We start from the raw sequence: 23,653 nt of genomic DNA, 5'->3' as shown, positions 1-23,653 counted from the left end.
TCGGGTCGTAGGTGAACGGGTCACGGGAAAGAATCACCGCATACGAGCGACCGTTTTTCTTGTTGGACCAATACAACATATGCCACCTATGAGCGAAAGTTCATAAGTGGCATTTTCTTTTATGGCGCCGGCAATAGCCCGCCACCGATCTTTACTCGGGTTGCGGAAGATAAACGGTGCGCAATGTTGCGATTAATGTTCCGATTCTGGGGCAGAAAACAGGGCTAATAGGCATAAAAAAAGCCACTTAGATTTCTCTAAGTGGCTGATTTTATTGCTTAAAATTGGTGGAGGTGGGGGGAGTTGAACCCCCGTCCAGAAGCACTCTACAGTGAGTTCTACATGCTTAGTCTAGCCATTTGGATTTAACACTGAGTCACGCCGACCGACAGGCTTGAACAGTGCGAGTTACCTTAAGTTTAACCCCCGGCCAAGTAACCCGACCTGAGGCGATCCCATCTAAATGACTCTACTGCTGGTTTGACCCAGCCCGCCCGATGGGCCCTGCGGTGTAGAGTCTAGCTTAAGCAGCTAGAGCGTAAGTTTCGTCGTTTGCGACTATTTTGGTTCAGTGTTTTACGGGTAGTCTGAGAACCCGGCATGCCCCCATCCGCTTTGCAACCCCTGTCGAAACCATGGCACCCCCGGTTCGAGGTCTTCATGCGGCATGAAGAAAACAGATTGTAACCCGAATCAGTCTAAATGAGCCAGCAATTCCAGTGGATGGGCGATGGCCAGATCGGCGCCCCAGGCTTCGGGCTGGTCGGTAGCGCTGATATAGCCATAGCGCGCCAGTACGGTGGTCATACCCACTTTGCGTCCCGCTTCGATATCGCGCTCGGCATCGCCCACATACAGGCATTCGGCCGGATCTAGCCCTAACTCCGCCGCGGCATGCAGCATGGGTTTGGCATCAGGCTTGGGTATACCCACGGTATCCCCGGAAACACAGGTCTGCGGCGGGATAGGGAGGGGGAGTAATTCCACCAGCGGATCGGTAAAGCGCATTGGCTTGTTGGTGATAATACCCCAAGCCAGCCCGCGGGCATGGATGCCCTCGATCAGTTCGCGCACGCCATCAAATAGTGTGGTTTGCCCGCAAAGGTCTTGCTCGTAGTGATCGAGAAAGCGCGCGCGTAATTCGGCAAAGCGCGCATCGGCGGGCGTTACGCCAAAGCCCAGTTCCAAAAGGCCGCGAGCGCCGTGGCTGGCCAGTGGGCGAATGGCGCTGTAGGGCTGGGCGCTAATGCCTTCTTCGGCCAGCAGGCGGTTCAGTGCGGCGCCCAGATCGGGTGCGGTGTCGGCCAGTGTGCCATCCAGATCGAACAACACGCCGCGAATCGGTTTAGACATGGGCTTTCCTTGTGGCCACCAGATAGTTCACATCGGTATCGTCGCCCAGTTTGTACACATCAGTGAGCGGGTTGTAGCTCATGCCGGTGAGGGCCACGGTATCCAGGCCGGCCGTGCGCGTCATGCGCGCCAGCTCCGATGGTTTGAGGAACTTGCTGTATTCATGCGTGCCGCGCGGCAGCATATTCAGTACATATTCTGCGCCCACGACGGCCAGCAAATACGCTTTCGGGTTGCGATTGATGGTGGAGAAAAACACCCAGCCGCCCGGCTTGACCAAGCGGGCGCAGGCGGCAACCACGCTGGCTGGCGAGGGCACGTGCTCCAGCATTTCCATGCAGGTGACCACATCAAAGCTTTCCGGGCATTCTTCGGCCAGCGCTTCCACCGGCACTTTGCGGTAATTGAGAGTCAGGCCGCTGTCGGCGCCGCGCTCCAGCAGGTGCAGCTTGGCGACTTTCAGCGATTTATCGGCCAGATCAATGCCGGTGACGTCGGCGCCACGCTCGGCCATGCCTTCCGACAAAATGCCGCCGCCGCAACCCACATCCAGAATCTTCAGCCCAGCCAGCTCGGCATTTTGCCCAGCGTGTTGGGCAATAAAGCCCAGCCGCAGCGGGTTGATGTCGTGCAGCGGTTTGAATTCGCTGGTTTTGTCCCACCATTTGTGGGCCAGCGCAGAAAACTTGGCGATTTCTGCTTCATCAACATTGATGTGTTCGGTAGTTTGCTCTGGGGTATTGCTCACAATGCTAATCCTTATAAGGTCTACGCGCGTATACCCGCGCTAATCTTGCTTTGCCATTGTCGTGCTTTGGCCTGAACTTGCGCCAGATTCAAACTTTGATGCTGGCCGTGGCGATATACGGCGCGGCCAGCAATCCAGACATCGCTCACCTGCTGGCGATCGGCGGCGTACACCAGATGCGAGACCGGATCGTAACATGGCTGGGTGCCCACCGCGGAGAGATCCACGGCGATCAAATCGGCTTGTTTACCAACTTCCAGTGAGCCCAAGCGATCTTCCTGCTGCAAAGCGCGGGCGCCATTGAGCGTGGCCATTTCCAGCGCCTGCCAAGCCGGAATCGCTTCCGGATCGCCGCTCTGGCCCTTGGCCAGCAAGGCCGCCAGCCGCAGCTCGGCCAGCATATCGAGTTTATTGTTGCTGGCTGCACCATCGGTGCCAATGCCCACATTCACGCCGGCCGCCAGCTGCGCCTGAATTCGCGCCAGCCCCGAGGCGAGCTTTAGATTGCTGGCCGGGTTGTGCGCAATATGCACGCCTTTTTTGGCCAAGAGTGCGATCTCGCTATCGGTGGTGTGGACCATGTGTGCCGCCACCAGCGGGCTATCCAAGAGGCCCAGCCCGGCTAGCCGCTCTAGCGGGCGCACACCGTATTCTTTCTGGCTGGTGTTAATTTCATCCAGTGTTTCGTGGATATGGCAGTGAATGCCGAGATTAAGTTCATCCGCGAGGGTTATCACGCGCTGGAAGGTGGCATCGCTCACCGTGTAGGGCGCATGTGGCGCCAAGGTGAATTGCAGTAGTTTCTCGCCGGCAAATTCGGCCTGGCTTTTTAATGCTTTGCCAATGTAATCATCGGCATTGCTGGCATAGGGGGTGGGGAACTCGAGAATCGAGCAGCCGATGGTCATGCGAAAACCGCTGGCCAGTGCTGCACGAGCCACAGCGCTGTGATGGAAATACATGTCATTACAGCTGGTGGTACCGCCGGCAATCATCTCGGCAATCGCCAGCTGCGTGCCATCAAACACAAAATCATCGCTGACATGCGCGCCTTCGGCCGGCCAGATGTGCTCTTGCAGCCAGCGCATCAGTGGCAAATCATCGGCATAACCGCGCAATAGCGTCATGGCCGAGTGGGCGTGCAGATTAATCAGCCCGGGTAGCAGTGCGTGTTGGGGTAATTCGTGGTGGCGTGCCGCGGGATAGGCGGCTATTGCTTGTTCGCGCGGCAAAATGGCGCTGATTCGCTCATCGGTAATGACCAGCGCATGCTCGGTCAGTACGGTGTGGTGGGGAACTACCGGAATTAGCCAGCGCGGAAAGAGGATATCGGTCGCCATGATGAGCTCGAAAAAGCAGATGGCTTATTTTATCAGGCTAGCAGGGGGCCTGAAATGCGAAAAGCCGACCAATCGGTCGGCTTTTCGCTAATTCGGAAAATTCCGAATTATTTAGCAGCTTCAGAAGCAGCAGAAGCTTCAGGAGCAGCAGCAGCTTCAGAAGCAGCAGAAGCTTCAGCAGCTGGAGCAGAAGCTTCAGCAGCAGGAGCAGAAGCTTCAACTACAGCAGAAGCAGCTTCAGTAGCTTCTTCTTTTTTGCCACAAGCAGACAGAGCAACAGCCAACAGAGCAGCAACGAGCAGAGATTGTTTCATTTTGAAATCCTTTTCGAAAAGATTAACTAAAAAGTTTCGGTAACCGGCCAATTGGCCAATCGCCTAAATTCACTTCGGCGTGAGGTGTTTCACAACCAACGCTGCGAATTCTAATCAGCTCGTCGGTAAATTGCTAGTGCTGCAAGCGGCTTTTGGCCTTAAAAATGCAATGTAAACTGCTACTCCGTGTAACGCCGTGTACATCCTTATAAATCAAGACGTTGCGAAGCGCTAATCGGTAAGGATTGCGCCCAGAGTGTGGCAAAAAGTTGGCTCAATTGAGTGGCATATTGGCGCTGACTACCCCATTCACCCCGAAACCAGTCGTAATGATGGCGTTCCAGATAATGTAAATGATCGGCAATCAGCCAGCCTTTTGGCTGGTGGCGTAACTCAGCGGGAATTAAGCGCACTTCAATTAAATGCGCAAATCGTTCGGCCAGTTGTGTAAAGCGCGGGCAGCCGGTGCGCAGATAATCTTCGCGGGCCAGCAGCAGTTGCAGCCGCCCCGGCGAGGGCTGAGTAAAAAAGCGCCACAAGCGCTGCTGGTTGGCCGCGCTGCCTAGCCCCATCTCGCTGGCATCGTTTTCGCTGATTTGCAGGGTATGGCTGGCCAGATCAAATAATTGATCGATCCCAGCTTGATACCCTGCGCGGGTATCAAAGCGTTCGCGTTGCGCTGCCGTGTCAGCCATGGTTGGCGGGGGCCAGATAGCCGTATTCGTGATAGGTATATAAGACTTCGAGCAAAGCCTCGTCGTATTCACCGCCGGGCAAGCTGCGCTGATCGGCCAGCGCGCGCAGCTGCGCGAGCTCGGTGGCGCTGAGGCTGGCTAGCTCATCGGCTTCCAGTGCTTCGCCATTCAGATAAATGCCTTGTTCGTTGTAGAGCATTTGTGATTTCAGATTCAGCGTCACCCCGTGGCTAGCCACGGCGGCGACAAAATCGTCGTATTCGAGTGGGTCGCTGTGCTGGTCAAAAAACACATGCGGCTTGGGCTCGGAGAAATAGCGGCCGATAAAATCCTGCACCATGTGTTCATCCCAGCGGATTTGCGTAAGCATCTGCTGAATACGCGCGGTAAATTGCGCATCAATCTGCGCCGGGGTGGTGGTGACTTGCGCGTCGGGGTCGCTGTACATGCCATCGAGGCACAATTCATCCTGCAGGTATTCCAGAAATTTACTGGCGATTTCCTGGGTTTTCGGCGCGCGAAACCCCACCGAATACGTCATGCCCGGCTCAAGGGCAACGCCATAGTGCGCATATTTGGGCGGCAGATACAGCATATCGCCGTGTTCCAGTATCCATTCCTGCTCGGGGTTGAATTCTTTCAGGACCCGGATTGGGGCGTCTTCGATAAAGCCCATCGCGTCGTCGCTGGAAATTTGCCAGCGTTTTTTGCCGCCCACCTGCAACAAAAACACATCATAAGAATCATAATGCGGGCCGACTGTGCCGCCGGGTGGGGCGTAGGAGATCATCACGTCATCCAGCCGGGCATAGGGCAGGAAATTAAACTGGTATAAAAACTCGGCGATGTGCGGCACCTGATGGTTCACATCTTGTACCAAGATGGTCCAGTCGGTTTCAGGCAACCGCTTGAGGCGGCTGGGGCTAAACGGGCCGCGCTCGAGCGTCCAGCGGCCGTTTTGCTGGGTAATCAGCCGCGATTCGATGTCGTCGCGCTGGGCAAATTCGCTTAAGCGGGCAAAATCGATCAGCTCGGGAAAGCGATCCCAGGCCTGGCGAATCAGCAGCGGTTTTTTCTGCCAGTATTCGGCCAGAAAGGTTTCAGGGCTGATTCCGCCGAGCAGCGGGGCATGGAAAGCTGTTTTACGCATCGCGAGTGACTATAAAGAAAACCATAACAAAGACTATTATCGCACCGACTGGAGAATTCATGCTGAATGCCGGAGACCTGGCACCGGACTTTGCCTTGCCGGATGCCGCCATGGACATGGTGCAATTGAGCCAGTTTCGTGGCCAGCGCAATGTCGTGTTGTACTTTTTTAACAAAGATCACACCCCGGGCGGCATTGTCGAGGCGGTGGAGTTTTCCGATCGGGTTGACGCATTTGCGCAATACCAGACGATTATTCTCGGGGTTAGCTCGGATGACTGTCTGTCGCACGACAGCTTTATCGATGAGCAAGGTTTGGCGTTTGATCTGCTGGCCGACACCGAGCTGGAAGTCAGCCGTCTGTATCATGCCGTGCACGAATGGGAAGCGCAGGGCATGGTAAGATACGGCATTGAGCGCTCTACCTTTGTGATCGATCAGGCTGGCGTGATCCGCCACGCTCTGTATCACGTATCGCCCAAAGGCCATGCGGCCGAAATACTAAATCTTGTCAAACAGCTAGGATAATCCAACTATGCAAATCGCTAAAAATTCCGTTGTTACACTGCACTATCAGATGTTCGACGCAGAGGGCAACCAACTGGACAAAACCGAAGAGCCGATTGCATATCTGCATGGCGGTTATGACAATATCCTGCCGCTGGTTGAAGAAGCGCTGCACGGCAAAACCACCGGTGATCTGGTAGAAGTGAGCATGTCGGCTGACGACGCTTTCGGCGAATTCGACCCAGAACTCGTACGCGACGAAGAGAAAGATCAGTTCCCACCTGAAGTATCCGTGGGCATGATGTTTGAAGCGGATGATCCAGAAACCGGCGAAATCATTCTGTTCCGCGTGACTGAAATCGAAGGCAACCGCGTGACTGTGGATGGCAACCACCCATTTGCCGGCATGAACATTGTGTTCAAAGCCCAAGTGACTGATGTGCGTGAAGCCAGCGCCGAAGAAATCGCGCACGGCCACGTGCACGGTGAACACGGCCACCACCATTAATCTGTGCTAGCGATGGCAGCATGGCTGTCATCTCTGCGCGGTAATATTCACGGCGATCTCTTCAGGTCGCCGTTTTTCATACCCTGCCAAGCTGGCGTTTTCGCAGTTGTTGCAAACTTGCAACCGCCTGTCATGTAAGTTTAATGTGCGCACAGCTGAGCCAAGTCCCGCTTTGCTTGGTTTGCCGGCCTACCCACCACCGCTGGTCCGCTAGCACATCGCGCGCCTGTTGCACTAGTCCCCCACTTTCCCCTAGTATTTGTGCCAACAAGGTGAGCTCAACACAAGATGTTGTGTTTCCCCACAAACTATACACAGACTTATACACAAGGATCCGTGCATGTACGCTACGCTTGAAAGTACCCCAGCCAGCCGCAACGAGAATGCCGAAGTACCGGCGCTGTCGCACGATGCTGCGCAGTACGCCAACTACAAGATTATCCGTCGCAATGGCGCGGTGGTGCCTTTTGAGCCCACCAAGATCACCGTGGCGCTAACCAAGGCCTTTATCGCCGTACAGGGTAGCCATGCCGCTTCCAGCGCGGCGGTGCGTGAGCTGGTGGCGCGTCTGACGGATGCTGCGGTGAGCGCGCTGATGCGCCGCAAGCCCGATGGTGGCGCGATCCATATCGAAGACATCCAAGATCAGGTTGAGCTGGCGCTGATGCGCTCGGGCGAACACGACGTGGCGCGTGCCTATGTACTGTATCGCAATGAGCGTCAGCGCGAGCGCGCGGCCGCCCGTCAGGATCAGCCGGCCGAGCAGCAACACGCGATCAATGTGCAATACGAAGATGGCTCTAGCCGCCCGCTGGATATCAGCAAGCTCAAAGCGCTGATCGCCTCTGCGTGTACGGGTCTGGAAGCCTACACCGACCAAGAACAAATCTTGGCCGAAACCCTGAAAAACCTCTACGACGGCGTACCAGCCGAAGAGCTGCGCAAATCCACCGTATTGGCGGCGCGTACCTTCCTGGAAGTCGACCCAGCCTATACCCAAGTCACCGCCCGTCTAGTGCTGCACAGCCTGCGCCGCGAAGTGCTGGGTGAAGAAGTGAGCCACGAAGAGATGGCTACGCGCTACGCTGAGTATTTCCCGCGCTATGTGAAAAAAGGCATCGATGCCGAGCTGCTGGATGAAAAACTGGCCCAGTTCAACCTGGAAAAACTCGCGGCCGCGCTGGATCACAACCGCGATTACCAGTTCGGTTACCTCGGCCTGCAAACCCTGTACGACCGCTATTTCCTGCATATCGAAGATCGCCGCATCGAACTGCCGCAAATCTTCTTTATGCGCGTGGCCATGGGCCTGGCGCTGAACGAAATCAATCGTGAAGAGCGCGCCATCGAGTTCTACAACGTGTTGTCGAGCTTCGACTTCATGAGCTCAACCCCGACGCTGTTCAACTCGGGTACCCGTCACAGCCAGATGTCGAGCTGCTACCTGACCACCGTACCGGATGATCTGGATGGCATTTTCGAAGCGCTGAAAGAAAACGCCTTGCTGTCAAAATTCGCCGGTGGCTTGGGCAATGACTGGACCAACGTTCGTGCGATGGGCAGCCACATCAAGGGCACCAACGGCAAATCACAAGGCGTGGTGCCATTCCTGAAAGTGGTGAACGACACTGCCGTGGCCGTAAACCAGGGTGGTAAACGCAAGGGCGCCGTGTGTGCCTACCTGGAAACCTGGCACGCCGACATCGAAGAATTCCTCGAGCTGCGTAAAAACACCGGTGATGATCGTCGCCGTACCCACGACATGAATTCAGCCAACTGGATTCCTGATCTGTTTATGAAGCGCGTGATGGAAGGCGGCGAGTGGACTTTGTTCAGCCCATCCGAAGCCAGCGATCTGCACGATAAAGTCGGCAAAGCCTTTGAAACCGCCTACCTGAACTACGAAGCCAAAGCGGCCCGTGGCGAAATGCGCGTGGCGAAGAAAATCCCGGCGCTGACGCTGTGGCGCAAAATGCTGACCATGCTGTTCGAAACCGGCCACCCATGGATCACGTTCAAAGACCCATGCAATATCCGCAGCCCGCAGCAACACGTTGGCGTCGTGCATTCGTCGAACCTATGTACCGAGATCACCCTGAACACCAACGACGAAGAAATCGCCGTATGTAATCTGGGCTCGATCAATCTGTACAACCACCTGAAAAATGGTCAGCTCGACGCAGAGAAACTGTCGCGAACGGTGAAAACCGCGATGCGCATGCTCGACAATGTGATCGACATTAACTTCTACCCGGTGCGCAAAGCACGCAATGCCAATCTGAAACACCGTCCGGTGGGTCTGGGCATTATGGGCTTCCAGGATTGCTTGCACGCCCTGCGCGTACCGTATGCCTCAGAGGCGGCGGTGGAATTTGCCGATCTGTCGATGGAAACCGTGGCCTACCACGCGTACTGGGCCTCGACTGAGCTGGCGCAAGAGCGCGGCACTTACGGCAGCTACAAAGGCAGTCTGTGGGATCGTGGCATTTTGCCGCAAGACTCACTGCGCCTGCTGGAAGAAGAGCGCGGCGGCTATCTGGAAGTGGATCGCAGCTCGCGGCTGGATTGGACCATGCTGCGCGACCGCATCGCCGCCTACGGCATGCGCAACTCCAACTGCCTGGCCATCGCGCCTACCGCCACCATCTCCAACATCATTGGCGTGGATGCGTGTATCGAGCCGACTTACCAGAATCTGTACGTGAAATCGAATCTGTCCGGCGAATTCACCGTCATCAACGAACACCTGGTGCGCGATCTGAAAGCACGTGGCCTGTGGGATGAAGTGATGGTGTCGGATTTGAAATACTTCGATGGCTCGGTGCAGCGCATTGATCGTATTCCGCACGATCTGAAAGAGCTGTATGCCACCGCTTTCGAGATGGATCCGAAATGGCTGGTGGAAGCCGCTTCACGTCGCCAGAAATGGATCGACCAAGCGCAATCGCTGAACATCTACATGGCCGGTGCTTCGGGTAAAAAACTGGACGAGCTGTATAAACTCGCCTGGACGCGTGGCCTGAAAACCACTTACTACCTGCGCACGCTGGCAGCCACTTCGGCCGAGAAATCGACCGGCCGTGGCGGTGAGCTCAATGCCGTACCGGTGGATGGTGGCTACAACGCCGCTGCTGCAGCCCAAGCGGCGATTGCGGCCGCTGCAGTGGCGGATGCTACGCCAGCGACCGATGCGAAGTTCTGCTCGATTGATAATCCAGATTGCGAGGCGTGTCAGTAATATGGATATGCCCCGAAGTTTTCGGGGCATAAAAAAACCCCACCATGTTTCAGCATGGCAGGGTTTCCTGAAAAGCATGGTAGTGAGGTGTCCCTCTGCTTCCAATTATTGCTCTTCAAATTCCTTGGGGAAGGAAGATTTGATGTTAGCACTGATTGGTTTTGCAATCACCTCCAATCTACAGACGGCGTTAGTTTTCACACACAGTCTGTTTTCATAGATAAGGAGGTTTTATGCACAAGCTTAAAACTGTACCGGTCTGTGCTTATGTCCGCATGCGCAATGGTCGCCGTGAGGATGTATGTGCACACACCCGCTCATTACCTGATCGTTAATAAGGTTTGAGTCGAAAGGTGAACTCGATTTTTCGGGTTCACCAAATCAAAGTTTGAATCATTCAGTTTTAACATAAGGATTTTTACAATGCCGAATCAATGGGTTGTGCCGCACAATGGTGCGTGGGCTGTTCGTGGTGAAGGTAGCAAGAAGGTAACAAAACAATTTTCACATCAGGCGACTGCGATAGCAGAAGGCAAGCAAATCGCAAAAAACCAAGGTGTGGAATTAATTGTGCAAGGGAAAAATGGTCAAATTCGTGAGCGTAATACTTACGGTAAAGATCCTTTTCCACCTAAAGGCTGATGTTAGTGCCTGCGGCACCATTGTTTAGGTGCCGCTACCCGCGGCGGGGATGACTTTCTTTGCGTCGCCAAAGAAAGTCATCAAAGAAAGGCGCCCCCCGCCTGCGGCCCTCCGGGCTTCCCTCGGTCGGTCGCGAGCCAAACGATAAAGCAGTTTGTCTCGCTCCACTTCCTCGGCGATGGGCGAAAGGGGTTTAAACCCCAGCGCAATCAGCGTGGTACTGCCGTAGGGTGGGTATATGCCTGAAAAGCATTTTGAACATTGCTAGCATTGATATACCCCGGTGCCGCATAGCGGTGCCGATATTTAAGACGTTTCGGTGAGGCGTTTAAAATATCGGTGATCCCGATTTTAAATTTATGCAAAAGTCGCCTAGCAAGGCACTTTGTCGCAGCCTGTACAAGTCGTACGGCCAGACAAAGTAACGCAGCTAGGTGAGTTTTGCTTTAACAGATAGGAATGATTGTGACCCAACACCCGCTCGACCTTCTCATCGCTCGCCTGCCCAAGGCTGAGCTGCATCTGCATATCGAAGGCTCGCTCGAGCCCGAGATGATGTTTGCGCTGGCGCAGCGCAATGGCGTGGCTTTGCCTTACGCCGATGTGGCGGCGGTGCGCGCGGCGTATGAGTTTGATAGCCTGCAATCCTTCCTCGATCTTTACTATGCGGGCGCCTCGGTGCTGCTCACCGAGCAAGATTTTTACGATCTGACTTGGGCCTACCTCGAAAAAGCCCACGCCGATCAGATCGTGTACACCGAGATTTTCTTCGATCCGCAAACCCACACCGCGCGCGGTATTGATTTTGCCGTACCGCTCGCAGGCATCCACCGCGCTTTGCGCGATGGCGAAGCCAAGCTGGGCATTAGCTTTAAGCTGATCATGTGTTTCCTGCGTCATCTGTCGGAAGCAGATGGCTTCGCCACGCTGGCGCAGGCCGAGCCGTATCTAGATCAAATCGACGGTGTCGGGCTGGATTCCAGCGAAATGGGCCACCCGCCCAGCAAGTTTGCGCGGCTGTTTGCCCGTTGCGCCGAGCTGGGCTTGCCCGCCGTGGCGCATGCCGGCGAAGAAGGCCCCGCCAGCTATATCTGGGAAGCGCTCGATCTGCTCAAATCACGCCGCATCGATCATGGGGTGCGCTGCACCGAAGACCCGGCGCTGGTGGCGCACCTCGCCGCCGAGCAAGTGCCGCTCACCGTCTGCCCGCTATCCAATTTAAAACTCTGCGTGGTCACCGATCTGGCGCAACACAATCTGCGCCAGCTCTTGCAAGCCGGCCTGTGCGCGATGGTGAATTCGGATGATCCGGCCTATTTTGGCGGCTATCTCAATCAGAATTTCTACGCCTGTCGGCAGGCGCTGCAACTGAGCGCCGACGAAATTGTCCAACTGGTGCGCAATAGTTTCGCCGCCAGCTGGTTGCCCGCGGCGCAGCAAGCGCACTGGCAAGCCCAAATTACCCAAGTGCTGGCCGACCATCAGGCCGCCCACGCTTAAACCGGAAATGGCCGCCATGTTCAAACTCTGCCAACGTCTATCCCTCATCGCGCTGCTGGCCGCGCTGACGGCCTGCGCCAATCTGGCCGCGCCCAAGGTGAATCTGGTGCAAGATGGCCAGCTGCAGCCGCCGGCCGGGCAGGGGATTGCCGTACTGGCTTTCACCGCGCAGAGCTTTGATCGTGATACCGCCGAGGCTCGCCTGCAGCTCGATGGCCCCGCCGGCCGCCAATGGCTGCAGCTGCGCTTGGTCACCGACTTTATCCGCGCCCCCGGCCAGCAAAGCAACCCCAGCGGCCGACTGTTTGTACTGCCGCTGCCCGCCGGTGAATATCGCCTCGCCAATATCTACGGCAGCTGGCGCCGGCCCGGGAATAGCTTTGATTTATTCGGCAACTGGGAAAACGTCTTTGTGCCGCTCGATCAGCGCTTTACCGTCCGCGCGGGCGAAGTGCAATACCTCGGCGAAATTCACCTGCAGATGAATTACCAATCCACGGTCGATTACCGGCAGGATTTCGCCCGCGACCAATACGAATTGCAGCAGCGCCATGGCGTGAGCCGCACCGAGAATATCCGCCAGCAACCGTTGGCCAAGCCCTCAACCTGATTCCACCACCGAATGCGCAGCCCGCGCCGCCACTCGGTACCGAATCAACCGTAATGAACAGCAATCAACAATAGTCAGAACAGAAAGGAACCACGATGCTCAGCTTTGACGACGCCATCACCACCCGCACCGCCAGCGGCCAAGCCCCAGCCCAAGGCGGCCAGCCCGTACCGGCCCGCATCACCGCCGACGACAAACGCGTAATCAACGGCACCACCGACGTGAATCAACTGGTGCCGTTCAAGCACAAATGGGCGTGGGAAAAATACCTGGCCCAGTGCGCGAACCACTGGATGCCGCAAGAAGTAAACATGCAGCGCGACATCGAGCAATGGAAAACCGGCCAGCTCACCGAAGACGAAATGCGCATCGTGAAGCGCAACCTCGGCTTCTTCGTCACCGCCGACTCGCTCGCCGCCAATAACATCGTGTTGGGCACCTATCGCCAGATCACCTCACCCGAATGCCGCCAGTTCCTGCTGCGCCAAGCCTTCGATGAGGCCATCCACACCCACGCCTACCAATACATCGTGGAATCGCTGGGTCTGGACGAAGGCGAAGTGTTCAACGCCTACAACGAAGTGAAATCGATCCGCGACAAAGATCATTTCCTGATGCCTTTCATCGACGTACTGACCGATCCGGCCTTCAAAACCGGCTCGCTCGAAACCGATCAACAGCTGCTGCGCTCGATCATCGTCTTTGCCTGCATCATGGAAGGCCTGTTCTTCTATGTCGGCTTCGTACAAATCCTGGCGCTGGGCCGTCAAAACAAAATGACCGGCGCCGCCGAGCAATATCAATACATCCTGCGCGATGAATCGATGCACTGCAATTTCGGTATCGACCTCATCAACACCATCAAGCTGGAAAACCCGCTCTTGTGGACTGAGTCATTCAAGCAAGAAATCTACGGCCTATTCCAAAAAGCCGTCGATCTGGAATACGCCTACGCCGAAGACACCATGCCACGCGGTGTATTGGGCCTGAATGCCAGCCAGTTTAAAGAATACCTGCGCTTTATCGCCAACCGTCGGTTGGTGCAGATTGGTTTGAACGAGCTGTTCCCGGGTGCGAATAATCCATTCCCATGGATGTCGGAAATGATCGACTTGAAGAAAGAGAAGAATTTCTTTGAGACTCGGGTGACGGAGTATCAGACGGGTGGGGCGTTGAGCTGGGATTAAGTCTTACTTTTTAAAGTTGCAAAAGGTCGCCGTTGGCGGCCTTTTTTATGGTGTTTAATATGCTTCAGTCTAGCGTTCTTATATTGCTGAGTACATTTTTAGGTTGTCTATTTTTATATTTATTTATTTTGTTTTTTGGTGTGGGTGGTTATGTCTGGAGGTTGCTGAGGTTGTTGTACAGCTTTTTTATGATAATTGCCAATTGGTTTAGTACTACTAAGCTATTTTATTGTTTGAAGGCTTTGATTTCTGAATTTAATAATTTTATTTTTAATTGTGTTGACTCAAATAGGTACACTAGTGTTGTTTTGTGGTCTTGGGTTGTTCTGGCGCCCTTGTTGTATTTGGTTTTTTCTCGTGATTATATTGATCCGTTTTTTGAGATATCAATTTTTGTCTTGACTGGTAGCTTCTCTTTTTTTGTAATTGCGTGTTTCTTGTTGGAGGTTGATTTCATTAAGGGTTTGTTAGGTAGTCCCGCGGTTAAAACATTCTCCCTTGTTTTATTTTTGTGTGTTTTATGGATGTCTAGGGTTTCAACTTCTGAGGTTTTGAACTCAGCGTATGCAGTAAGTTCCTCTAACTTTCCTTTTGCTATGTCTGCTGGTGTTTTTATAAAAACATTTGGATTTTTATCTGTTCCATTTGTTTTGTTGGCACTTTTCTTTGAGTTTTCGATGATTTTTGTTCAGGGAGTAACTGGTAAGGGGGTTAAAGGTATTGTTCGTTTCTTTTGTTTTCTGATTTCTGCGGTCGTTATGCTTTATTTTTCATGTATTAGTGCTTCATATGTAGGTCTTTCAGATAGGACGAAATTTTTTATTGTTAGAATGGCGTATGATTTTGATTTCGTTTCTAATTTTAGGTGCGATATAAAATATGATGGAAAAGATGAAGCCAAATGGCGAGTTGCATATGTCGGGGATTCACAGAGTCGTGCGATCTATGTTAGAGAATTGCCGGATATACCAAAAGCTATAAGATTACTTACTGCTAGTGAGGCGCAAAAATATATTCCTTCGCCTATAAATACTAAATTAATTAACTGCAATTAGCTCCGTAGGGCGTAATCGCCGTAGGCATTACGCCGCATGCAAACTGTTTGGCGTATTTCCGCTTCGCGTCGAATACGCCCTGCCTGTTAAATACAAACCGCTGAATTAATTCTGCCGGTTTTGTTTTATGCGCCGTTGGCGCGATGTTTTAATGCGCGTTCCGCCGCGCTAACGGGAAGGGGTATTTGCTTCGCCAAATACCCCTTCACCCCAAAGGCGACCCGGGCGAAAAGCGCTCCGCGCTGCCCTTGCCGCGTCGTGAGCCAAACGATAAATCCGTTCGTCTCCCTCCTTGCCGCGGTTTTCGCTACACGGGAAACCAAGCCCCAGCTTTACCAGCGCGGCTGATACTGGCGGCAGTATTGTGCTGAAGGCATTGCCTCTATTTGTTTTGGTGAATATACCCCTGCGGTAGTTAGTACGAGTCGCCCGTGGAGCCGCGCCGTTCGGGAGGCGGTTGGCAAGGTTTTAAGCCGCAACCTGTTTGAGCTGCGCGACGCTAGCGCGCAGCGAGTTTTGCGGCGCCTTGCCAAGCGCTGGACGGACGGGGTTTCGCGGTGATCGGGCGCGTTAGGGTTGCAAGGGACGGAGCAAGACCGACTGGCCTAAGGCCACGGCCTTCGCTAAGGCGCTAAAGCGCCAAGCTCCGTCACGCCTTGCTCGTCCGGCGGGCGAAACCGCCGGTTTACCGCCTGCGCCAGCAGGCCATGCTCATTGGTTTAGATTCAATCCGCCTCAGGCCTGCATTTAGATTGATGGATTAATCGCGCAATGGAAACGGCTCACTGGGGTGAATCGTGCTGACGCGATTGTCACCGTCACCGCGGCTAAACGCGGTTAGCTGACTGGGGCGACACTGATGATTGCTGGTGCAGGCCCAGAGGCCGTACAGTTTGGTTGCGTTACCGTAAACCAACTGGCTACCAGCATCATTGACGGGGATGCTGCCAACACTAGTCCAATAAATGCCAGGATTACAGCTGCTGTCGTTCCGATCAAAGCAGTCAGCCGCTAACTGCATAAATTGGGTTAGACGGCCGATGGCCACACCATTTTCACGAACTTCAATGTATGCGGGGGTCGGTGAATTGGGGTAAGTGGCTCTGACATTGATGGCGAGCTGGCTGGTGCCGCTGTAAGAGCCTAGGTCAAGTCGTGCACTAAACCGTGATGCGCCATGTGAAGGAAGGCTGTCCGTCGTGGCTTGCCATGCACCCCATTCATGGTTGGCTGGCACTTCATTTTGCGTCCACCAGCGAGCCTGCCACACCCGTCCTTGGTAAATGGTTTTGCTGCCAGCTTCATAGATTTGCCCCGCATCCCATGCGGCAATTGAATTTGTTGGGTTCTTCCGCCATGCGCTATTTGCAGTGCCCGGGGTTTCGCCTTGTGACCACCATTGCGCACTGTATTCAACGTTTTGCCATTGTACGATCTGGCCCTGTTGATAAATCGTTGCACTATCCCAGAGCGGTGCTTGGCTGACGGTGCTGGCGTCCGTGGTTAAGCCGATTGCGGCCATTTGTTGGTCACTGAGGGCATGCACAATCGCTTGCGGTAATGGATTGGCATAGCTATAGGCCTTTCGCAACTCAAAAGTATTGCCAATTGGGAAAGGGCAGTAGTAGTCAATTGCAGCGCTGGTCAGTGGTGGAATGATACTGAGTACGCGTTCGATGCCTGGCAAGTTGCCACTGTAAAATTGCAATGGCGGCGGTGGAGGCGCACAGGTTGCAATGGCTAGCGGGCTAAAAACGAGTGTGCTGATACTCAGGCTGATGGCCTTCAAAGTGGTGATTTTCATGGTGTCTCCATCCAGATCTGTATTTAATTCAGTCTATTGCTGATTAGGGAAATCCCTATGTTTGCATAGGGCATCTCAAGATGGCATGACGCTGTTGCGCTGACAATGGGCAACGCTGGTTTGTCGTGATTTTGCTTTGTTCTAGATCACATTGGATTGGCCATACTCTTGATTCAAGCTACTAAAGCGCTGCCGATTGAGTTGGGCTGAAAATTAACATAGCCTCGCTAAATTGATCTCATTCACTATCTATCCCATGGAGCCATGCCATGCCCACTCAGCCTAGTCCGCACACACCGCCTGATCGCAATACAACACCCGCTACCGAACCACTTACACCACCGCTTACCTTGAATGTGGCGGAAATAAAGCTGGATTTTGATATCACTTTGCCCGAGACCGGCGGGGTGGGCTTGGGGGCGGATTTTCCTTTCGGGCCAGCGGTGACTTGGCCTGACCAGAGGCCACAGCCAGGCTCCATAGCCAGCGGCCTGCAGGGCTCGGCCCCGCGCCGACCAGATCAAAGCGCCAAGTATGCGGTTGTCGTCAGAAGCGAAACAGCCGGGGTGCCTGAAGGCTTGGCACGCGTACTGGATATCTTGGCCGCCAATATCGCACCGGCCCAGCCCAAAAAGGGCGATTAGGCTGAAGCCCGCAGGGGGCTGCAGCGGTGCTGTATGTGATACAGGGTGGAGTATGACCGTATGGGTATTGATTTGACTGATTTTTGTATGTATACCCCCGCTATGGTGGCGATTGGCTACTTCGCAGTGTTGGCATGGGTGATAAAGATGCCGCTTGGCTTGGGGCGCGATCTTTCGAGAAAACTTGCAGCTCTTTCAGTTTTAGCTTGATGATCATCAATCGACTTTCTTACTAATCACTGTCAGAATTTCGGTTTTCCTTAGCTAGAGACTGTCGTGAATAGATTGCTTGGCTTTGCCTTGGCCGTGGTGCTGAGTGCGGGCGCCTGGGCTTCCCCGCAAAAACTTCCCTCCATTCCGCATTTAAATGCGGGCGTGACCCAAGGCCAGCTGGCCAATGGCTTGCGCTATTTGATTAAGCCAATTCAGGCGCCGCCAGGGCAATCGGCGGAGGTGGAATTGCGGCTGCTGGTGAATAGCGGCTCGCTGGGTGAAGCCAAGGATGAGCGCGGGGTAGCGCATCTGATCGAGCATATGGCGTTTCGGCGCACGGCCAATTTTACTGGGGCGGAGATTAAGGCCTTGTTTTCGGCCAATGGGATGCGGCCAGGTGACGATAGCAATGCCTATACCAGCCACCAAGATACCGTGTACCTACTCAAGCTCAAGCGCGATGATCTGGCGCGCGGCTTGGCGCTGCTGGCTGATTGGGCCAATGGGCGGGTGATTTTTGATCCGGCTGAATTGGCGCTAGAGCGCCAAGTGGTGCTGGAAGAAATGGCCATGCGCGGTCGGGATAATTCGAACTGGCGCTCGTTTGTTTCAGTGATGCTGCCCGATTCGCCGTATATCGAGAATATGCCACTGGGCTACGAGGAAAATGTCCGTGATCTATCGCTAGAGCGGATTGAATCTTTGTATCGCAAGCTCTATCAGCCCCAGAAAATGACCCTGATCGTGGCGGGCGATTTACCGCGTGATATTGAAGCTAACATTAAGCACCTGTTTGCCGCCGCGCCCGCGGGAAATGAGCCGGTGCAATATGCCGTGACACCGCTGACGCCCAAAGCGCGTACCTATCGGGGTAACCCTTGGCCGCAAAATGAGCTGGCCGTGTCATGGAATTTCCTGCAACTGCCACTGCAAGATGCGCGGCAGATTCAAATGCAAAAATTGGCCCTGCTCGCGCTATCGCTGCGCTTAACCCAGCTGGGTACGCAAGAAAAGCAGGCCTTTAGCAAAGTCCAGATGGTGGATTGGACGGGCATGATCTGGCGTGGCATGTATTACACGCTGTATGCACCGGTGAAAGCCCAGCAACCGGGTACTGCCCTCACGCAGCTCTATCGTGAAATCCGCCGGGCGCGCGAATTTGGGATCACGCAGGCCGAGCTTGATGCGGCACTGGCGGCGATTGAGGTGCAGCTGAAAAACTGGCCAACCAGCAATGCCGACTGGGCAAATAATCTGCTGGCTGCGGCCAAGCTGGGTTATCCAGATTTATATGCGGCCGAGCCCAAAGCGATTTTGGATCCGGCCAAGATCAAGCTCGAGGCTGTGAATCAGGCCTTGCGCGAAGTGCTGGCCACGCCAGATCAAGTGGCCATGCTAATGGGGGAGCCCGGTGTCGCACGCTTTGATCTGGCGAGCTGGAATGATGAAAAACTTGCCGAGATGATGGCCACCATCGATGCGGAAAAAATCACGCCACCGACGGTGATCGCCGAGAAAAAACTCCTGCCCACTGAGCCCGCCCGCGGCAAGATTTTGACTACCCGCAGTGAACACGGGGCAACGGTGTGGGGCTTGAGCAATGGCGTGCAGGTGCTGGTGCGAAAACAGCGGCAACCCAATGAACGCATCGGCATCAATGGCCGGTTTCCGGGCGGCGCTTTAGCCCTGCCAAAAGAGCAGCAGTTTGTGTCGCAGCTGATGGCCAACTATATGTCGGCCTCGGGCTTGGGCGAGCATACGGCGACTGAGCTTACTTACCTGCTGCGCAATGAAGATGTGCTCTTGCAGCCGATGTTTGAAACTGCCCAGCATGGTTTTGGCGGTGTGGCCGCGCCGCGTTCGGTAACGACGCTGTTTCAATTGCTGTATCTGGGCTTAGCTCAGCCACGCAGTGATGATGCCGCCAAAGCTCGCGCCGCCGAAACCGCCATCCAGAATTATTGGCCTAATGGCCCGGGCTTTTTGCAAAATCTGTACGGTAGCGCTTGGCCGTATCGCGCCTGGGGCAGTCTAAATGATTTTGAGATCAGCACGGCCCAACTGGATGCGCTGCGACAGCAGCTGTATGGCCACCCGGAAGATTTGCGGGTGGTGATTACCGGGGTCAGCGATCTGGCCCAAATCAAAGATCTGGTTGAGCGTTATGTGGCCAGTATTCCTCCGGCTGATCCGGCTTTACCTAAGTTGCGCCCAAGTAAAATTCAGCCGCGTGAATCAAGCTGGCCCACGCCGCTAAGTGAGCGCCTACGCGCCTCACTGGATAAAACCCCTCAATTCTATAGCGACGCGATCCAGTGGGCCACAGTGTTGGATGACGAGCCCGCCAGCACGCTCAATGGCTTTTTGCAAGAAGGCCTGAATGATGTCTTAAAACAGCGGCTGTTTGCGACTTTGCGCGAAAAAGAAGGTGAAATTTACTCAGTGAATACCGCGGGCGAAATGTCACCCTTTTATGGCCCGACCCTGAGCGTGGAATATCGGTCTACTTACGACAAATGCGGCCCCAGCATTTTGAATACAGCCCAGGAGCTGCAAAAGCTGAGTCGTTATTCGGTTACCGATACTGAGCTGAAAGCCATGCATGAATACATGCAAAAAGGCTTGGATAACGGGCCGAATTATCCATTCTGGTATGCCTATTCGCAGATGTTCCATTGGGTGAATAACCAAGATCTCAGCTGGCTCACCGTTACCCCCAGTCAGTTACTCACCCGCGCGCGGGTGGATGCTGCCGCGCGTAAATGGTATGCGCCTGAGCGCTGGATTGTGGCTGCCAATAGCTGCAAGACGTTTCCTGATCTGAAAGTATTAGATCAGCCTATCGCCGCTACCACGCCGTAAAACGCGCCTGCCCATACGATTGGGCGGTACGCTCAACACAAAGCCACGCAATATTTTGCGTGGCTTTGGCTGCGGTCATCTCCCGCGCGGTGAGCTGTATTACTAGCGCTTTTCGGATGAATGGCGACCTTTTACCGCCGTGGGAACCCTCAGCCCCTGTACTGGTCGCATTGATTTTGTGCGGAACTTTGCGATGACAGCCACCGAACAACAAGCCATTCTGGCGATTACTTTGCTGGCCGCGTTTTGCGATGGGGATAAAGATCATCGCGAGCGCGATGCGATTAAGGGCATTGCAGCTAATCTGGGCTCGCAGGGGGTCGATTTGCCGCGGCTGTATCAAGATGTCTTGCTGGCGCGCTATACCATCAGCGATGCCGTAGTCGCCTTGCCGGCGGGGCCGCTGCGGCAATTGGCGTATGAAATGGCGGTGTGTGTGGTCGATGCCGATGGGCGGCAAACGGCGGCGGAGGCGGATTTTTTACTGCAATTGCGCGAGGCGCTACAGCTCAAACACGAGGCCAGCCAGATTGAGGCGGAGGCCAATGCCTGGTTTGGCTACGATGATGCCCCAGCCGCAGCGCCAGCGGCGGCGATGGGCGCCGGAATGGGGGCTGCGACTGTTGCAGCAACGCTCAACCCGGCCGTAGGGAGCAGCCCAGCGGCACGCCCAGATCCGGCAGGCCTGATTGTATTGCCTGAGGCGGCGGCACAGCAGCTCGATCAAAGCGTGTTGCGCTTTGCGATTGTGTGCGGGGCGCTGGAGCTCTTGCCGCAATCCTGGGCCACCATGGCGATTGTGCCGCTGCAGCTTAAGCTAGTGCACAGCGTGGGCAATGCTTATGGTGTCGAGCTAGATCAGGGCCATGTGCGCGAGTTTCTGGCCGCGGCTGGGGTGGGGCTCACCTCGCAATATGTCGAGCAATTTGGCCGCAAATTGTTGGGCGGGCTGCTGGGTAAATACGTGGGCAAAACCGCCGGCAAAATCGGGGGGGCGGCCACGGGCGTGGCGATGTCGTTTGCCACTACTTACGCACTGGGGCAGCTGGCCAAGCGCTATTACGCCGGCGGGCGGCAAATGCAGATGGCGGTGCTCAAAGACACCTTTAACCAGCTGCTGGGGCCGGCCAAACAGCTGCAGGCGCAGTATTTACCGCAGATTCAGCAACAAGCGCGCCAGCTGGATGCGGCCACGGTGATGAAACTGGTAAAAACCGGGATGTGATTCAGGCCGGTAATCTATGCGGCTAGGCGAGGGCACGCACCAAGGTGACTACCCATTCGGCCAGTCGGCCGCTGCTGTAGATCACCTGCGCTTGCCCCCATTGCCACAGGCTTTCGCGCAACGGCTGCAGCCAGGTTTCGCCGGGGCGGTGCATGGCCACCCAGATGAAATACAGTACGCCCGCCCAGCAGGCGAGGAAAATCAGGTTTTCCATCGGGCCATTGGCTTTAAAGAGATTAAGGCTGAATTTCTTGCGCACCGGCCACAGCAGCGGTACGCCTGAGGGCGTAAGCAAATCGCCCAGAATATGCGACAAATAGCCGATCACCAGCGGCAATACCGGCCATTCGCGCTCACCCGGGTGAGTGAGCAAAAACCAGATCACCAGCCCCACCATTAATAGCGAATGCGTAATGCCACGGTGGCCAAATAGCTTGGCCAGCGGTATCGAGATATACGGCACAATCCGCCCGAGGGTGGATTTGGGGTGATCCAGATCGGGCAATAGCCCGGCCGCGCCGGCGATAGCCACTTCATAAATATGTGGCATGCGCCCTAAAATCCCCACACTGCAGCCAACCATCAGCAGCGAAGCAAAGGCAATATGGGTTTTGGCGATCATGATGGCGGGGCGCTAAATCTAAACGGCGGCGGCGGGGCAGCGAGGGTAGCTGATTTTTGACCGTTTGTCAGCTCAAACGCGGCCAAAACGCCATAAAAAAACCGCCTTTGCCGGCGGTTTTTTTATCTTGGTGCCGCGCGAGCTTTAGCGGCCGCGCAGTTTACCTACGAGGGTGACAACGACCAGCGCTACCGCGCCGGCAATCACACCCACTAGCAGATTGCCAATGCTAGGCACTACGGCACCCAGCACATTACCACTTTCGGCGGCTAGGTGTTCCAGCCCGTGATGCAGCTGCGGAATACCGTGCACCAAAATCCCGCCCCCCACGAGGAACATCGCGGCGGTGCCGACGATGGTCAACAGCTTCATCAGCTTGGGCGCGGTGGCCACAAAGCCGCTGCCCAATAGCTGCGCTACCGGGCGATCTTGTTTTTGCAGCCAGAAGCCGATGTCATCCAGCTTCACAATCCCGGCCACCAGCCCATACACCCCCACGGTCATAATCAGGCCAATGCCGGCCAGTACGGCAAATTGGGTTGTCATGGGTTGGCCGGCGACGGTACCCAGCGCAATCACAATAATCTCGGCCGAGAGCACAAAATCGGTGCGGATCGCGCCTTTGATTTTTTCTTTTTCCAGCGCAGCCAGATCAATGCTGCCATCGGCCAGGGCTTGCAAATGGCTATCGTGTTCGGCGCTGTCCGCGGCTTCATCATGCGGCAGGAATTTATGCGCGAGCTTTTCCACCCCTTCAAAACACAGATACAGCCCGCCGATCATCAGGAGCGGAATCACCGCCCATGGCGCCAAGGCGCTGATCAACAGTGCGGCCGGCACCAGGATGATTTTGTTTTTCAGCGAGCCCACGGCCACTGCCCAGACGACTGGCAATTCGCGCTCGGCGCGCACACCGTTGACTTGCTCGGCATTGAGCGCCAGATCGTCGCCCAAGACCCCGGCGGTTTTCTTGGCGGCCACTTTGGTCATGACGGCGACGTCATCCAAAATGGTGGCGATATCGTCCAACAGCGTCAGTAAACTGGCTCCAGCCATGATGTTTCCTCTCCGTGCAGATTAATTTTTATTAAGCTTGGCAGTGTGCCGTTACTCGTCCACTTTGGCAAATCGCGGCTGGGCTTGGCCATCAATCATGACGTCTTCCAGAAACATCGCCAGCGGGCGCGCCCACCAGCCTCGCTCGCCATACTGCGGCTGGTAGATCACTAGCCATTCATCGGTTTCGGAATGACGGGCGATTTCGAGCGCGCGATACAGATTGCCTTTGTAATGCCGGTACAGGCCGGGGGTGAAAGCGGGTTTTGGTATGTCACTCATGGGTATGTCTCGCTAAATATCGATGGGATTGGCTTGTAGGGCTATACCCTATAAGTCTCGGGCAAAAAAATGGCCACCCGCAGGTGGCCATGTGCTGTG

At 55.0% G+C, this 23,653-nt stretch carries 22 protein-coding genes and 1 other RNA gene; 12 read left to right on the top strand and 11 right to left on the bottom strand.

Features of this window, described 5'->3' with window-relative positions:
* Positions 1-285: 285 nt before the first annotated feature.
* From ssrA to QV747_RS06120, 7 genes are all read right to left on the bottom strand, one after another.
* Positions 286-646, bottom strand: a transfer-messenger RNA (tmRNA) gene (gene ssrA, locus QV747_RS06150).
* A gap of 47 nt (positions 647-693) precedes the next feature.
* Positions 694-1,353, bottom strand: coding sequence for an HAD family hydrolase (locus QV747_RS06145; RefSeq protein WP_034619869.1), 660 nt, complete (start codon positions 1,351-1,353; stop codon positions 694-696).
* On the bottom strand, positions 1,346-2,068 hold the full coding sequence (gene ubiG, locus QV747_RS06140) for a bifunctional 2-polyprenyl-6-hydroxyphenol methylase/3-demethylubiquinol 3-O-methyltransferase UbiG (RefSeq protein ID WP_373317297.1): 723 nt from the start codon (positions 2,066-2,068) through the stop codon (positions 1,346-1,348). Before ubiG ends, QV747_RS06145 begins: the two co-directional genes overlap by 8 nt.
* 53 nt (positions 2,069-2,121) lie before the next feature.
* Positions 2,122-3,441, bottom strand: a complete 1,320-nt coding sequence (locus tag QV747_RS06135; RefSeq protein ID WP_273430444.1) for a TRZ/ATZ family hydrolase — start codon at positions 3,439-3,441, stop codon at positions 2,122-2,124.
* 107 nt (positions 3,442-3,548) lie between these two features.
* A complete protein-coding gene (locus tag QV747_RS06130) occupies positions 3,549-3,755 on the bottom strand; it encodes a hypothetical protein (RefSeq protein ID WP_034619865.1) in 207 nt (68 codons plus the stop codon).
* Between the two features lie 206 nt (positions 3,756-3,961).
* Positions 3,962-4,450, bottom strand: a complete 489-nt coding sequence (locus QV747_RS06125; RefSeq protein WP_273430442.1) for a hypothetical protein — start codon at positions 4,448-4,450, stop codon at positions 3,962-3,964.
* Complete coding sequence (locus QV747_RS06120; protein WP_273430440.1) at positions 4,443-5,600, bottom strand: cupin domain-containing protein; 1,158 nt, start codon at positions 5,598-5,600, stop codon at positions 4,443-4,445. The genes QV747_RS06125 and QV747_RS06120 overlap by 8 nt, the downstream gene beginning before the upstream one ends.
* Before the next feature lie 59 nt (positions 5,601-5,659).
* Between QV747_RS06120 and QV747_RS06115 the strand changes: the two genes are divergently transcribed.
* The 8 genes from QV747_RS06115 to QV747_RS06080 all read left to right on the top strand — a co-directional run bounded on the left by QV747_RS06115 (position 5,660) and on the right by QV747_RS06080 (position 14,846).
* Positions 5,660-6,127, top strand: a complete 468-nt coding sequence (locus QV747_RS06115; RefSeq protein WP_028450806.1) for a peroxiredoxin — start codon at positions 5,660-5,662, stop codon at positions 6,125-6,127.
* Positions 6,128-6,134: 7 nt separating this feature from the next.
* A complete protein-coding gene (locus QV747_RS06110) occupies positions 6,135-6,614 on the top strand; it encodes a peptidylprolyl isomerase (protein WP_028450805.1) in 480 nt (159 codons plus the stop codon).
* A 340-nt stretch (positions 6,615-6,954) separates the two neighbouring features.
* Positions 6,955-9,852 carry a ribonucleoside-diphosphate reductase subunit alpha gene (locus tag QV747_RS06105; RefSeq protein ID WP_028450804.1) on the top strand — a complete coding sequence of 966 codons (2,898 nt, stop codon included), beginning with the start codon at positions 6,955-6,957 and terminating at the stop codon, positions 9,850-9,852.
* 423 nt (positions 9,853-10,275) lie between these two features.
* Positions 10,276-10,494, top strand: coding sequence for a DUF2188 domain-containing protein (locus QV747_RS06100; RefSeq protein WP_273430436.1), 219 nt, complete (start codon positions 10,276-10,278; stop codon positions 10,492-10,494).
* A gap of 465 nt (positions 10,495-10,959) precedes the next feature.
* A complete protein-coding gene (locus QV747_RS06095; RefSeq protein WP_273430434.1) occupies positions 10,960-11,994 on the top strand; it encodes an adenosine deaminase in 1,035 nt (344 codons plus the stop codon).
* A 16-nt stretch (positions 11,995-12,010) separates the two neighbouring features.
* Positions 12,011-12,604 carry a hypothetical protein gene (locus tag QV747_RS06090; RefSeq protein ID WP_273430432.1) on the top strand — a complete coding sequence of 198 codons (594 nt, stop codon included), beginning with the start codon at positions 12,011-12,013 and terminating at the stop codon, positions 12,602-12,604.
* A 95-nt stretch (positions 12,605-12,699) separates the two neighbouring features.
* Entirely contained in the window at positions 12,700-13,791 is a 1,092-nt protein-coding gene (locus QV747_RS06085; protein WP_273430430.1) for a ribonucleotide-diphosphate reductase subunit beta, read from the top strand.
* A 59-nt stretch (positions 13,792-13,850) separates the two neighbouring features.
* Positions 13,851-14,846, top strand: a complete 996-nt coding sequence (locus QV747_RS06080) for a hypothetical protein (protein WP_273430429.1) — start codon at positions 13,851-13,853, stop codon at positions 14,844-14,846.
* A 760-nt stretch (positions 14,847-15,606) separates the two neighbouring features.
* Here the strand turns inward: QV747_RS06080 and QV747_RS06075 are convergent.
* Complete coding sequence (locus tag QV747_RS06075; protein ID WP_273430427.1) at positions 15,607-16,650, bottom strand: carbohydrate-binding protein; 1,044 nt, start codon at positions 16,648-16,650, stop codon at positions 15,607-15,609.
* Between the two features lie 269 nt (positions 16,651-16,919).
* On the opposite strand from QV747_RS06075, the gene QV747_RS06070 reads away from it, so the two are divergent.
* The 4 genes from QV747_RS06070 to QV747_RS06055 all read left to right on the top strand — a co-directional run bounded on the left by QV747_RS06070 (position 16,920) and on the right by QV747_RS06055 (position 21,594).
* A complete protein-coding gene (locus QV747_RS06070) occupies positions 16,920-17,294 on the top strand; it encodes a DUF2589 domain-containing protein (protein WP_273430426.1) in 375 nt (124 codons plus the stop codon).
* A gap of 60 nt (positions 17,295-17,354) precedes the next feature.
* On the top strand, positions 17,355-17,504 hold the full coding sequence (locus QV747_RS06065) for a hypothetical protein (protein ID WP_273430424.1): 150 nt from the start codon (positions 17,355-17,357) through the stop codon (positions 17,502-17,504).
* Positions 17,505-17,570: 66 nt separating this feature from the next.
* A complete protein-coding gene (locus QV747_RS06060; protein WP_273430422.1) occupies positions 17,571-20,369 on the top strand; it encodes a M16 family metallopeptidase in 2,799 nt (932 codons plus the stop codon).
* 193 nt (positions 20,370-20,562) lie between these two features.
* Entirely contained in the window at positions 20,563-21,594 is a 1,032-nt protein-coding gene (locus QV747_RS06055) for a YcjF family protein (protein ID WP_273430420.1), read from the top strand.
* Positions 21,595-21,616: 22 nt separating this feature from the next.
* Here the strand turns inward: QV747_RS06055 and QV747_RS06050 are convergent, their stop codons facing one another.
* The 3 genes from QV747_RS06050 to QV747_RS06040 all read right to left on the bottom strand — a co-directional run bounded on the left by QV747_RS06050 (position 21,617) and on the right by QV747_RS06040 (position 23,554).
* Positions 21,617-22,216, bottom strand: a complete 600-nt coding sequence (locus QV747_RS06050) for a metal-dependent hydrolase (RefSeq protein ID WP_273430418.1) — start codon at positions 22,214-22,216, stop codon at positions 21,617-21,619.
* Positions 22,217-22,360: 144 nt separating this feature from the next.
* On the bottom strand, positions 22,361-23,272 hold the full coding sequence (locus QV747_RS06045; RefSeq protein ID WP_273430415.1) for a DUF808 domain-containing protein: 912 nt from the start codon (positions 23,270-23,272) through the stop codon (positions 22,361-22,363).
* 51 nt (positions 23,273-23,323) lie between these two features.
* Positions 23,324-23,554 (bottom strand): DUF1653 domain-containing protein, encoded by a 231-nt coding sequence (locus tag QV747_RS06040; RefSeq protein ID WP_273430413.1) that lies wholly within the window; start codon positions 23,552-23,554, stop codon positions 23,324-23,326.
* Positions 23,555-23,653 lie beyond the last annotated feature (99 nt).

Source organism: uncultured Chitinibacter sp. (assembly GCF_945957625.1).
Classification (GTDB): domain Bacteria; phylum Pseudomonadota; class Gammaproteobacteria; order Burkholderiales; family Chitinibacteraceae; genus Chitinibacter; species Chitinibacter tainanensis.
This window is presented reverse-complemented; position numbering and strand designations above follow the sequence as displayed.